This is a genomic window from Macromonas nakdongensis (genome assembly GCF_002837145.1).
GTDB lineage: Bacteria > Pseudomonadota > Gammaproteobacteria > Burkholderiales > Burkholderiaceae_C > Macromonas_B > Macromonas_B nakdongensis.
Genome location: NZ_NWMV01000005.1, coordinates 1 through 13,322, shown reverse-complemented (window position 1 = coordinate 13,322; position 13,322 = coordinate 1). Strand labels below are relative to the sequence as shown.

The following is a 13,322-nucleotide window of genomic DNA, read 5'->3' as shown; positions in this document are numbered from 1 at the left end:
AAGGCCGCGGCCCGATGGGGCCGCCGTGGGGGCATTCTATGCAGGGGGCCGGGCGTGGCGGTTGGCATCAGCCGAATTCATGCGCCTGCCGCGGCAGTGATGCCGTCGGCGGCGCTGAGGGCGCTGAATTCGGCTTCGGGCGCGACGGTGACGGCCACTTTCAGCACGTGGCTGCCGCCGCCCTGGATGACGCCGCGCAGCGGCGAGACGTCGCCGAAGTCGCGGCCCAGGGCCAGGGTGACGTAATCGGCCCCGGGGGAGTGGGTGCCGCTGCGGTGGTTGGTGGGGTCGAAGTCGTGCCAGGCGCCGTCGAACGGGACCGAGACCCAGGCGTGCGAGGCGTCGGCCCCGATCAGCCGTGGCTGGCCGGGCGGCGGCTGGGTCAGCAGGTAGCCGCTGACGTAGCGCGCCGGCAGGCCCAGGCTGCGCAGGCAGCCGATCATCAGGTGGGCAAAGTCCTGGCAAACACCCTTGCGCTGGGCCAGGGCTTCGAGCACGGGGGTGTGCACGTCGGTGCTGGCGGTTTCGTAGGTGAAGTCTTCGTGGATGCGGGCCATGAGGTCCTGGCAAGCGTCGAGGAAGGGCCGTTGCGGGCCAAACACCGGGCGGGCATAGTCGGCCAGGGCTTCGTGCCGGGGGATGTAGGGCGAGGGAAAGACGTATTCGCTGGCCGGCTCGTAGGGGGCCTGGGCATGGTATTGCAGGCGGTCGCGCACGCCGGGCCAGGGCGGGCTGTCGGGCAGTTCGCCGGGGGCCAGGGTGAGGACCACGCTGTCGGCCGTCACGTCGAGCGCGTCGTGCGGGCTTTGCAGCGCGAAAAAAGTGCGCCAGTTGCCGAAGGCGTCGGGGCGGTCCTCGCGCAGCATGGGCTGGGGGGCGATGTGGAGCCGGTGCGCCTCCAGGCGCTGGCTGGGCAGGTCGCGCGGGCGCAGGTAGGCCATGTGCTGGGCCAGCACCACCTGGCTCTGGTAGCGGTACTGGGTGTGGTGTCGAACGTGCAGCAGCATGGGGCTCAGGTGACGAGGCTGCGGTTGACCCGGTCGGCGTGGCTGAAGTAGGCGTGGCCGAGCCGATCGGACAGGTCGTTGGCGGCCTGGCCGCAGGACTGCAGCAGCTCCAGCAGCGCCAGGTGGGTGCTTTGCTGGCTGGCCGGGCCGGCCATGGCGCCGCTGAGGGCGATCAGGTCCCAGGCGCCGGGGGCGGGGATGTCGTGCAGCAGCGTGGTCGCGGGCTGGCCGTTGGCGCTGGGCAGTTTGGCCACACGGCTGCGCAGGGTGGACAGCACCCAGGCCAGCGAACGCGGGTTGTCCTTGTGCGTGACCAGCATGTCGAGCAGGGCCACCAGGTCGCGCCGCTGCTGGTAGTGGGCGTGGAAGGTGATGGTGCTGTCGAACAGGGCCAGCACGGTCTCGTAGCCGCTGTCCTCGAAGGCGGCGCCGGTTTCCAGGGCCGCGGCCAGGGCGTGCGCCAGGGTGCTCAGGCGTTCGATGTGACGTCCGATGCTGAGCATGCGCCAGCCGTCGTCGCGCATCATGCGGTCGGTTTGCGCACCTGTGATGCCGGCCAGCCATTCGCTGGCTTCTTCGAGGGCGTCGAGCGCGTCCTGGCTGGCGTAGTCGGCGTCGGCGCTCAGGCTTTGGTGCTGTGCGGCGAATTCGCTCTCCACCCGCTCGATCAGGTTGCGCTGCTCTTGCGACAGGCGTTCGCGCACATTGCTGGCGGCCAAGCGCAGGTTGCGCAGGTTGTAGCCGACGCTGTGCGCGCCCGAATCGGCGCCCAACTGGGCGATGAGCGAGCGTTCGAACACGCGCGGCGCCTGCTGGGCGTTGGGCACGTCGGTCAGCAGCAGGCCGTTGTACTTGGCGCAGGCCGACAGCCAGGCCAGCAGCTCGGGCGAGCCCTGTTCTTCGCCCTGCAGGCAGCGCAGGGCGATGCGGGCCAGGCGCACCGTGTTGTCGGCGCGTTCGGTGTAGCGGCCCAGCCAGAACAGGTTTTCGGCGGAGCGGCTGGTGATCGGGCGCTTTTGCAGCGCCACACTCAGGGTGCTGGGCGCGCTGTGCAACAGGCTGGTGCGGTCGACCTCGCCGTGGGTGAGCACCCAGCAGTCGGCGCTGCTGCCGCCACGTTGCATGGAGGCGATCTGCTGCCCGCGCGGCGCCAGGCGCACCATGCCACCGGGCAGCACGCGCCAGGACTGCGGCCCGTCGGCCAGCGCGAACACGCGCAGCATGGCGGGGCGCGGCGCGATGTCGCCGCCGCGCCAGGTCGGGTTTTGCGACAGCGGCAGGTAGGCCTGCAGGGTGTGCTCGTCGGGGTGGCGCACGATGCGCCCGGTGAGTTGGTCGATGCCCGAGGCGGTGAGACTGGGGCCGATGACCGCTTCGCTGCCGGGGCTGGGGTAGGTGCTCTTGACCACACCGTGCTTGAGCATGGGCAGGGCGCCTTGGAGGCTGGCCGCTTCGCCACACCACCAGGTGGCCAGCGAGGGCAGGGCCAGCGGCTCGCCCAGCAGCTGTTCGCTGATGGCGGGCAGAAAGCCGAGCATGGCGCTGGATTCCAGCGGCGCAGAACCGGGCGCGTTGGCCAGCAGCAGGTTGCCGGCGCGCACCGCCTGCATCAGTCCGGGCACGCCCAGGGCCGAGTCGGCGCGCAGCTCCAGCGGGTCCAGCCACTGGTCGTCCAGCCGTTTGATGAGCACGTCCACCGGCTCCAGCCCGTGCAGGGTCTTGAGGAAGAGGCGTTGGTCGCGCACGGTCAGGTCGCTGCCTTCGACCAGGTTCAGGCCGAGGTAGCGCGCCAGGTAGGCGTGTTCGAAATAGGTTTCGTTGTAGGGGCCAGGGGTGAGCAGGGCGATGCGCGCCTGTGCACCCTGCGGCGCCAAGCTCTGCAGGCCCTGCATCCAGGCCTTGTAGCTGGCGGCGAGGCGCTGCACCCGCATGTCGGCAAAGGCCTTGGGGAACTGCCGGCCGATGGCGATGCGGTTTTCCAGCAGGTAGCCCAGGCCCGACGGCGCCTGGGTGCGGTGCGAGACGACCCACCAGCGCCCGTCCGGGCCGTGGGCCAGGTCGAAGGCGGCGATGTGCAGCCAGGTGTCGCCGGCGGGCCGCACGCCATCCATGGCGCGCAGGTAGCCGGGGTGGCCCTGCACCAGGGCGGTGGGCAGCAGGCCCCTGCGCAGCAGGTCGCGCGGGCCGTAGATGTCGGTCATGACGGCGTTGAGCAGGCGCGTGCGCTGCAGCACCCCGGCCTCGATCTGGGCCCAGTCCTCCGGGCTGACGATCATCGGGAACAGGTCCAGCGACCAGGGGCGTTGCTGGCTGTGCTCGTCGGCATAGACGTTGTAGGTCACGCCGTTGTCGCGCAGTTGCTGGTCCAGGCCCTGCTGGCGGCGGTTGAGGTCGCCGAAGCCTTCGAAGCCCAGCAGGTCGAAGAACTGCGTCCAGTGCGGCGCGAGGGCGCGCTGGGCGCCTTCGCCGGGGCGCAGCTCGTCGAAATGCCCCGCCGGCACCGCCAGGGCGAGCGCGGCCGCCAGGGCAGCGGCGCTGGTGTCGTCGGTGGATTCGGGGTTGGGGCGTTCGGTCACTGGGTGGGAGTATGCCGAAAACCCGGCCTCATTGCCTCAGGTCCAACGTGAAGGGGAATTCCCGACTCGGTTGGGCGGCGCTGGCGTGCATCTGCCCCGGGGTGTGGCCCATCTGGAAGAAGCGCGCCAGGCGGCGGCTTTCGGCTTCGTAGGCGTTGACGGGGAAGGTGTCGTAGTTGCGCCCGCCCGGATGCGCCACGTGGTACTGGCAGCCACCCAGGGAACGGTTCATCCAGGTGTCGACGATGTCGAAGGTCAGCGGGGCGTGCACGCCGATGGTCGGGTGCAGGCTGGACGGCGGGTTCCAGGCCTTGTAGCGCACCCCGGCCACGAAGTCGCCCACGGTGCCGGTGTTTTGCAGCGGCAGCGCGCGGCCGTTGACGGTGATGACGTAACGGCTGTCGTTGTAGCCGCTGACGCGCACCTCCAGGCGCTCCAGCGAGGAATCGACGAAACGCACGGTGCCGCCGGCAGCGCCTTCCTCGCCCATGACGTGCCAGGGTTCTAGCGCGTTGCGCAGGGTCAGCTCGATGCCCTTGGCCGCCACCTGCCCGATGAGCGGGAAGCGGAATTCGAAGTGCGGGTCGAACCAGCGCTTGTCGAAGGCGTAGCCGTGTTGGGCCAGGTCGTCGAGCACGTCGTCGAAGTCCATGCGCACGAAGCTCGGCAGCAGGAAGCGGTCGTGCAGTTCGGTGCCCCAGCGGCTGAGCTTGCCGTGCCAGGGCTGTTGCCAAAAGCGGGCCACCAGGGCGCGCAGCAGCAGCTGCTGGGCCACGCTCATGCGGGCGTGAGGCGGCATCTCGAAGGCGCGCAGCTCCAGCAGGCCCAGACGGCCGGTTGAGGAGTCGGGCGAATAGAGTTTGTCGATGCAGAACTCGCTGCGGTGCGTGTTGCCGGTCACGTCCACCAGGATGTTGCGCAGGGTGCGGTCCACCATCCAGGGCGGCATGTCGGCGCCGTAGACCTGGCGGTTTCTCTCGATCTGGTTGAGCGCGATTTCCAGTTCGTAGAGCTGGTCGTTGCGGGCTTCGTCCACGCGCGGCGCCTGGCTGGTGGGGCCGATGAACAGGCCGCTGAACAGGTAGCTCAAGCTCGGGTGGTTGTGCCAGTAAGCAATCAGGCTGGCCAGCAGCTCGGGCTTGCGCAGGAAGGGCGAGTCGGCCGGGGTGGCGCCGCCCATGACGAAGTGGTTGCCGCCGCCGGTGCCGGTGTGGCGGCCATCGGTCATGAACTTCTCGGCGCACAGGTGGGTCTGGTGCGCGGCGTCGTACAGGAACTCGGTGTGCTCCACCAGTTCGGCCCAGCTGTGCGCGGGGTGGATGTTGACTTCGATCACGCCCGGGTCGGGGGTGACCTGCAGCATCTTCAGGCGCGGGTCGCGTGGCGGCGGGTAGCCTTCGAGCACGATTTTCACGCCGAGTTTTTCGGCCGTGGCTTCCACCGCGGCGAGCAGGTCGAGGTAGTCTTCCAGGCGCTGCAGCGGCGGCATGAAGACGTAGAGGTGGCTGCTGCGGCCGCCGATGCTGGTTTCGGCCTTGGGGCCGTTGGCGCGTTGTGGGTCGCGCGCTTCCACGCACAGGGCGGTGCGCGTCAGCCAGCCGGCCGATTCGCCGCGGGCGGGGTAGCGCGCGCTCATCGGTTGGGCTGGGGCCGCGCCGGGTACGCCCAGGCCGGCGGGGTCGCCTTGCCAGGCCGGGGTGCCGTCGTCGGTGCTGCCATACGGCGCGCTTTGCATGGACACCACGCCGCCTTCGGCGAAGCCGCCGCCGATCTGGTGCGGGGCGTACTGGCGTTTGAAGGTGGCGCCGTCGGGCAGGGCGTCGCGCTGGGCGCTGGGGTCCTGCTCGATGTGGTAGGGGTAGTCGGTGGCCGAGACCCAGGGCAGCGAGTCCAGTGGCAGGCGGTAGCCCATGGGCGAGTCGCCGGGCACCAGGTACATGCGCTCGTCGCGGAAGAACCAGGGGCCGGTGCTCCAGCTGGTGCCGAAACCGTTGCGCACTCCCTTGTGGTTGCCGTTGGACACGGCGTGTGCCTGCAGCGGCAGCACGTAGCCCACCGTGGCCTCCAGCCCCTGGCCGAAAACGCGACGCAGGCGCACCCGCTCCAGTTCGTCACCGAGCTTGGCATCGAAGGGGTCCACGTTCACCGGCAGCTTGCGCTCGCGCCACAGGTAGTACCAGGTGTCCTCGTAACCCGGGGTGATGTACTGGGTGCTCAGGCCCAGTTTGCGCGCCAGGGTCTGGATGAAGCGTTGCGCGTCGTCGGCGGTGTAGGCGGCGGTGTCGCGTTCGTCGGCAAACAGGGCCGGGTTGTGCCAGACGGTTTGGCCGTCGGCGCGCCAGAACAGCGACAGCGCCCAGCGCGGCAGTTGCTCGCCGGGGTACCACTTGCCCTGGCCCAGGTGCACGAAGCCGCCGGCGCCGTACTGCTGGCGCAGGCGGTGCAGCAGCTCGGTGGCGTAGTTGCGCTTGGTCGGGCCCAGGGCGTCGGTGTTCCATTCGGCCGCGTCGCGGTCGCGCGTGGCCACGTAGGTGGGTTCGCCGCCCATGGTCAGGCGCACGTCGCCGGCCACCAGTTCCTGGTCCACCTGTTCGCCCAGGGCCTGGATGGCGGCCCACTGCTCGTCGGTGTAGGGTTTGGTGACGCGCGGGCTTTCGTAGATGCGCGTGACCTGCATGTGGTGCTCGAACGACACCTCGCACTCGTCCAGCGCACCGTCGATGGGCGCGGCGCTGGAGGGCTGTGGCGTGCAAGCCAGCGGGATGTGGCCTTCACCGGCGAGCAGGCCGGAGGTCGGGTCCAGGCCGATCCAGCCGGCGCCGGGCAGGAAGACCTCGCACCAGGCGTGCAGGTCGGTGAAGTCGGCCTCGGGGCCGCTGGGGCCGTCGATGGCTTTGACATCGGGTGTGAGCTGGATCAGGTAGCCCGAGACGAAGCGTGCCGCCAGACCCAGGTGGCGCAGCATCTGCACCAGCAGCCAGCCGGTGTCGCGGCAGGAACCGCTGGCTTTGGTCAGCGTTTCTTCCGGGGTCTGCACGCCGGGTTCCATGCGGATGGTGTAGGCGATGTCCTGCTGCAGTTGCTGGTTGAGCGTGACCAGGAAGTCGATGGTGCGCATGTCGCCTTTGGCGAGCAGGGCGCGGGCGGGCTCCAGGTAGGCGTTGAGTTGCGGCGTGAGTTCGTCCAGCACCAGGTAGGGGGCCAGTTCGGCCTGCAGGCCTTCGGGGTAGGCGAAAGGCACCGCCTCGGCGTAGGGTTCCAGGAAAAAGTCGAAGGGGTTGTGCACCGCCATTTCGACGACCAGGTCCACCGTGACCTTGAATTCGCGCATGGGCTCGGGGAACACCAGCCGAGCCTGGTAGTTGGCAAACGGGTCTTGCTGCCAGTTGATGAAGTGTTGGCTCGGCTCGACGCGCTGCGAGTACGACAGCACCTTGGTGCGGCTGTGCGGCGCCGGACGCAGACGCACCACATGCGGGGCCAGGTTGACGAGGCGGTCGTACCGGTAATGCGTGATGTGATTCAATGCGACATGGATGGCCATGTGGGTCTTTCAGAGCGAGCGAGGGGAGGAAATCAGATGCACAAGCACAACCGTGCGAAGACAGCGGTGTACGGGTTCATCCTAGCAAGGACTGCGCCAGTTTTTGTGTCAACGCGGGGCTGAACCGTGCCGCCGCGGAGTTCGGGGCCGGGGGTGCTGGCGCCGGCCCTGCTGGGGGCGGTGTGGGGCACGGGCTTGCAATTGCAGCAGCCCGAGTTGCCTGGGGTCGCCGTGCACGGCGCCGTGGGTTTGGCCGCGATGTTACTGGCTGGGTGTGTGTGGCATTGGCGCCCGTCTGGGCGGCCCTGGCTGTGCGCGCTGCTGGCCCTGTGCGCCGCGGCGGCCCTGGCCTGGGCAGTGACCGGGGTGCGGGCGCTGCAGCACCGTGCCGCCGGCCTGCCGCCCCACCTGGAAGGCCGCGACTTGGCGGTGGTGGGGGTGGTGGCCGGCCTGCCGCGCCAGGGCGAGCAGGGGGTGCAGTTCGAGTTCGACATCGAATCCGCCGAGGAGGCCGGGGTGGCGGTGGCCGCGCCCGAGCGGGTGCGCCTGTCGTGGTCCAGCGCTTTTCCGGGGGCAGATCGCGGGGCGGAGCCGCTGGCGCATCCGGTCCGCGTGGGCGAGCGTTGGCGCTTCACCGTGCGTCTGCACCGGCCGCACGGCCTGTCCAACCCGGCCGGCTTCGACACCGAGTTGTGGATGTGGGAGCGTGGCCTGCATGCCACTGGGCACGTGCGCCGGGGGCGCGCTGCGCTAGCACCGCAGCGGCTGGCGCAGACCTGGGCCCACCCGATTCAGCAGGCGCGCCAACACGTGCGCGAGCGTTTGCAGGCCGCAGTGCCGTCGCCGCGCGCAGCCGGGGTGCTGGTGGCCCTGGTGGTGGGGGACCAAGCCGCGATCGGGGCCGACGACTGGGCCGTCTTCCGCAGCACCGGGGTGGCGCACCTGGTGTCGGTGTCGGGCCTGCACGTGACGATGTTCGCCTGGCTGGCCGTGCGCTTGCTCGGGCGCGTGTGGCGCGGCGTGGGACGTTACCGGCCGGGTCTGCTGCTGCGCGTGCCCACGCCGGTGGCGGCGGGTCTGGGTGGAGTGGCCTTGGCCGCGGGGTATGCGGCGTTTTCCGGCTGGGGGGTGCCGTCACAGCGCACGGTGCTGATGCTCGCCGCCGTCACCGCCTTGCGCCTGACCGGTCGGCGCTGGCCCTGGCCCATGGTCTGGCTGCTGGCGGCGAACGCGGTGCTCTGGGTCGATCCTTGGGCCCTGCTGCAGCCGGGCTTCTGGTTGAGCTTCGTGGCGGTGGGGGTGCTGTTCGCCTCGTTCGGGCCGGCCGTGCCCGTGGCCGACGGACCCGCCTGGCGCGGCCAGCTGCGCGACCTGCTGCGCACCCAGGCGGTGGTGACCGTGGCCCTGGCGCCCCTGACGCTGCTGCTGTTCGGCCAGTTTTCCCTGGTGGGGCTGGTGGCCAACCTGTTCGCCATCCCCTGGGTCACGCTGCTCGTCACGCCCCTGGCGATGCTGGGGACGCTGTTGCCCGGCCTGTGGTCGCTGGGCGCGCTGGCGGTGGAGGCCTGGTTGTGGTGCCTGCACGGCATGGCCCAGTGGCCCCTGGCCGCGGTCGAGCGCCCGGCGCTTCCGCTTGGTCTGGCGTGGTTGGCGGCGCTTGGCGGGGTGTTGTTGGTGTTGCGCCTGCCCTGGAGCTGGCGGGCCTGGGCGCTGCTCTTGCTGTGGCCGGCCCTGGCCTACACGCCGCTGCGGCCCCTGCCCGGGCACTTCGAGCTGCTGGCGCCCGACGTGGGGCAGGGCACGGCCGTCGTCGTGCGCACCGCCCAGCACACCCTGCTGTTCGACACCGGCCCGCCGCAGGGGGCCAGCGACGCGGCCGAGCGGGTGCTGCTGCCCTGGCTGCGGGCTCTGGGCGACCGGCCGGACCGCGTCGTCATCAGCCACGGCGACATCGACCACGCGGCCGGCGTGCACACCCTGGACCGGGCCTTTCCGCGTGCGCAGTGGTCGTCGTCGGTGGACGAGGCGGCGCTGGCCGAGGTGGCGGGTGCGCCGCTGACGCTGTCGGTCGGGGTCCCGCGGCTGGAGCGCTGCGTCGCCGGCCAGTCCTGGGACTGGGACGGTGTGCGCTTCGAGGTGCTGCACCCGCGCGAGGCCGACTACGCCGCCGGGCTGTCCGACAACGCCCTGTCGTGTGTCTTGCGCGTCGGCGGGGAGGCGGGCGCGCTGCTCACCGGCGACATCGGGATCGCCGAAGAAACCCGGCTGGCCCTGGCGCAGCCGGAGCTGCGGGCCGCGCTGCTGGTGGTGGCGCACCACGGCAGCCACAGCTCCAGCGGGCCGGTCTGGCTCAACACCCTGCGCCCCCGCCTGGCGATCGTGCAGGCCGGGCACCGCAACCGCTACGGCCACCCGGCGCCGGTGGTGGTCCGCCGTCTGGAAGCGCGTGGCATCGAATGGGTCGGCAGCCCCGCCTGCGGAGCCGCCACCTGGCGCAGCTGGGCGCCGCAGACGCTGGCCTGTCACCGGCGCGTCGAGCACCGCTACTGGCACGACAGTTGGGCCGCGGAGCCGCCCCCAAACTGACGCATACTGAACCGATGCACCGTTCGCCGTGGGGCGGATGCTTCCCGCGCAAGGCATTGGCTGGCCCGCTATTTGCTAGACCTTAAGCGGCATGCAGAAACAGGCGCCTACACCCCAGAGTCATCCATGAGCAAACACACTTTCGATGAAATGTACGCGGCGCCCCAACAGGTGCGCGACCACTACCGCCACTACGCCCGCTGGCTGGCCGAACAGCCGCCCGAGGTCATGGCCGATCGGCGCGAAGAAGCCGAAATGATCTTCCGCCGCGTCGGCATCACCTTCGCGGTCTACGGCGACAAGGACGAGGACGGCGCCGGCACCGAGCGCCTCATCCCCTTCGACCTGATCCCGCGCGTCATTCCCTCGCACGAATGGCGCAGCATGGAAAAAGGCCTGGCCCAGCGCGTCACGGCGCTCAACCGCTTCATCCACGACATCTACCACGACCAGGAGATCATCAGGGCCGGCATTGTGCCGCGCGAGCAGATCGAGCAAAATGCCCAGTTCCGCCCCGAGATGGTGGGCGTGGACGTGCCGGGTGGCGTGTATTCGCACATCTCCGGCATCGACATCGTGCGCGCCCCCGTGCCCGGCGGCCAGGGCGAGGCCGAGTACTACGTGCTGGAAGACAACCTGCGCGTGCCCAGCGGCGTGAGCTACATGCTGGAAGACCGCAAGATGATGATGCGGCTCTTCCCCGAGCTGTTCAGCCAGAACCGCGTGGCCCCGGTGGCGCATTACCCAGATCTGCTGCTCGACACCCTGCGCGCCGTCAGCCCGGCGCACACCGCCGAGCCGACCGTGGTGGTCCTGACCCCCGGCATGTACAACAGCGCCTATTTCGAGCACGCCTTCCTGGCGCAGCAGATGGGCGTGGAGCTGGTCGAAGGCCAGGACCTGTTCGTCAAAGACCACTTCGTCTACATGCGCACCACGCGCGGCCCCAAGCGCGTGGACGTGATCTACCGCCGGGTGGACGACGACTTCCTCGACCCGCTGGCCTTCCGCCCGACCTCCACCCTGGGCTGCGCCGGTCTGCTCGACGTCTACCGCAAGGGCAACGTCACGCTGTGCAACGCCATCGGTACCGGCGTGGCCGACGACAAGTCGATCTACCCTTACGTGCCGCAGATGATCGAGTTCTACCTCGGCGAAAAACCGATCCTGAAGAACGTGCCCACCTTCCTCGGCCGCAAGCCCGACGACCTGAAATACATCCTGGCCAACCTGAAAGAGCTGGTCGTGAAGGAGGTGCACGGCGCCGGTGGCTACGGCATGCTGGTGGGCCCGGCCGCCACCGCGGCCGAAATCGAGGACTTCCGCAAGGCCGTGCTGGCCAAGCCCGACGGCTACATCGCCCAGCCGACGCTGAGCCTGTCGTCCTGCCCCACATTTGTCGAGTCTGGCATCGCGCCGCGCCACATCGATTTGCGCCCCTTCGTCCTCAGCGGCAAGAAGGTGCAGACCGTGCCCGGCGGGCTGACCCGCGTGGCCTTGAAGGAAGGCTCGCTTGTCGTCAATTCGTCACAGGGTGGGGGTACCAAAGACACCTGGATTCTGGAAGCCTGAGGGGACCACACAAAATGCTGTCAAGAACCGCCGACCATTTGTTCTGGATGTCGCGCTACACCGAGCGCGCCGAAAACACCGCCCGTATTCTGGACGTGAATTACCAGACCTCGCTGCTGCCGCAATCGGCGGGTGTGGCCCAAGTGGGCTGGGAGGGGCTGCTGCGCATCAGCGAGCTGATGCCGGCCTACCAGTACCAGTATGGCGAGGTCACGCCCAAGGATGTGCTGCACTTCATGGTGCGCGATGAGAACAACCCGTCGAGTATCGTGTCGTGCCTGCGCGCCGCGCGCGAGAACGCCCGCGCCGTGCGCGGCGTGCTGACCACCGAGTTCTGGGAAACCCAGAACCAAACCTGGCTGGAGCTACAGCGCCTGCTCAAGAGCAAGGGCTTTGAGAAAGACCCCTCCGAATTCTTCGAATGGGTGAAGTTCCGCTCGCACCTCTCTCGCGGGGTGGCCATCGGCACCATGCTGCAGGACGAGGCTTTCCACTTCTACCGCATGGGCACCTTCCTGGAGCGGGCCGACAACACGGCGCGCCTGATCGACGTGAAGTTCCACGCGGTGGAAAGCGACTTCTACGGCAACGCCAGCGAGGCCGATCAAGAGCTGGACTTTTACCACTGGAGCGCCATCCTGCGCAGCGTCAGTGCCTTCGAGGTCTACCGCAAGGTGTACCGTGCGGTGATCACGCCTGAGCGGGTGGCCGAGCTGATGATCCTGCGCCCGGACATGCCGCGCAGCCTGCTGGCCTGCATGAATGAGGTGGTGAACAACCTGAGCGCGGTGAGCAACGAGACCTCGGCCGAAACCGAGCGCCACGCCGGCAAGCTGCGCGCCGAGCTGCAGTTCGGCCGCATCGATGAGATCCTGGCCAACGGCCTGCACGCCTTCCTGACGCAGTTCCTCGACCGCGTCAACATGCTGGGCAACCGCATCAGCCAGAACTTTCTGGTGCCGGTGGGGGCCTGATCGCCAATCCGGTGCGCCCGTGCCGATGTCGGTGCGGCGCGCCCTGGTTTGGGATTTTCGCCCCAATCTGGGGCAAATTCGAGCTCCGTTCTTCAGCGTTGGACCCGGGCCTGCACCGCCTGCCCCAGTTCGATCACGGCCAGCGCGTAGTAGCTGCTCCAGTTGTAGCGGGTGATGGCGTAGAAGTTGTCGGTGCCGGCCACGTAGCTGCGCGGGCCGCCACCTTGCGCGGGGTCGCCGTTTTCCAGTTCCACCAGGGCCAGAGGGCCGTTGTGCTGGGTGCCAGCACCGCCCAGCCGCACGCCCTTGGCCTGCAGGGTGGCCGCGCTGAAGGTGGGCAGGATGTCTGGGGCCAGCAGGGTGTCCAGGTCCAGCGTGCCGGGGTCGAAGGTCACCGGGTAGTGGGTGGGCATGCCGCTTTGCCAGCCGTAGGCCTGCAGGTAGCGGGCGACGGAGGCGATGGCATCGGCCGGGCTGCCGAGCAGGTCGACCTGGCCGTCGCGGTCGAAGTCCACCCCGAAGCGCGACCAGTTGCTGGGCATGAACTGGGGCAGGCCCATGGCGCCGGCGTAGCTGCCGCGCCAGTCCAGCGGGGACACGCCGCTGTCGCGCGCCAGTTGCAGGAAGGCGGCCAGTTCGCTGCGGAAAAATTCGCTGCGCTGTGCCGCGCGCGGGTGATCGGCCGGGAAGTCGAAGGCCAGGGTGGTGAGCGCGTCCAGCACGCGGAAGGTGCCGGTGTGCTGGCCGTACAGGGTTTCCACGCCGATGATGCCGACGATCAGCCAGGCCGGCACGCCGTAGTGGGCTTCGGCGCGTTGCAGGGCCTGGGCGTGCTGGGCCCAGAAGCGGGCCCCGGCTTGCAGCCGTTTGGGTTCGACGAAGCGCTGGCGGTAGGCGGTCCAGTTCTTGGCTTGGCCCGCGGGCGCGGGCTGCATGAGTTTGATCACCTGGGGGCGGCGTTCGGCCTGGGCGATCCAGCGGCTGGCCCATCCGTCGTCCCAGCCTTGGCTGCGGTCGAGTTCGGCCGCGAAAGCGCGCGCGGCGTCGTGCTGGGCGTAGCCGC

7 protein-coding genes are annotated in these 13,322 nt (G+C 69.5%); 3 read left to right on the top strand and 4 right to left on the bottom strand.

Features of this window, described 5'->3' with window-relative positions; translation table 11 throughout:
• Positions 1–77: 77 nt before the first annotated feature.
• Genes CON77_RS00965 through CON77_RS00955 form a run of 3 tightly spaced genes read right to left on the bottom strand, consistent with a single transcriptional unit; the run spans position 78 to position 7,127 of the window.
• A complete protein-coding gene (locus CON77_RS00965; RefSeq protein ID WP_101046920.1) occupies positions 78–1,007 on the bottom strand; it encodes a transglutaminase family protein in 930 nt (309 codons plus the stop codon).
• Positions 1,008–1,012: 5 nt separating this feature from the next.
• Entirely contained in the window at positions 1,013–3,583 is a 2,571-nt protein-coding gene (locus CON77_RS00960) for a circularly permuted type 2 ATP-grasp protein (protein WP_101046918.1), read from the bottom strand.
• Between the two features lie 28 nt (positions 3,584–3,611).
• Positions 3,612–7,127, bottom strand: a complete 3,516-nt coding sequence (locus CON77_RS00955; protein WP_101046916.1) for a transglutaminase family protein — start codon at positions 7,125–7,127, stop codon at positions 3,612–3,614.
• A 126-nt stretch (positions 7,128–7,253) separates the two neighbouring features.
• On the opposite strand from CON77_RS00955, the gene CON77_RS00950 reads away from it, so the two are divergent.
• From CON77_RS00950 to CON77_RS00940, 3 genes are all read left to right on the top strand, one after another.
• The gene (locus CON77_RS00950) at positions 7,254–9,713 is read left to right on the top strand and encodes a DNA internalization-related competence protein ComEC/Rec2 (protein ID WP_232788358.1); all 2,460 of its coding nucleotides are present in this window, start codon (positions 7,254–7,256) and stop codon (positions 9,711–9,713) included.
• Between the two features lie 126 nt (positions 9,714–9,839).
• Positions 9,840–11,285, top strand: a complete 1,446-nt coding sequence (locus CON77_RS00945; RefSeq protein WP_101046914.1) for a circularly permuted type 2 ATP-grasp protein — start codon at positions 9,840–9,842, stop codon at positions 11,283–11,285.
• A 14-nt stretch (positions 11,286–11,299) separates the two neighbouring features.
• Positions 11,300–12,259, top strand: coding sequence for an alpha-E domain-containing protein (locus CON77_RS00940; RefSeq protein ID WP_101046912.1), 960 nt, complete (start codon positions 11,300–11,302; stop codon positions 12,257–12,259).
• A 92-nt stretch (positions 12,260–12,351) separates the two neighbouring features.
• On the opposite strand, the gene mltB is transcribed toward CON77_RS00940, so the two are convergent.
• Positions 12,352–13,322, bottom strand: a 971-nt coding sequence (mltB, locus tag CON77_RS00935) for a lytic murein transglycosylase B (protein ID WP_101046910.1), incomplete at its 5' end; no start/stop codon positions are given.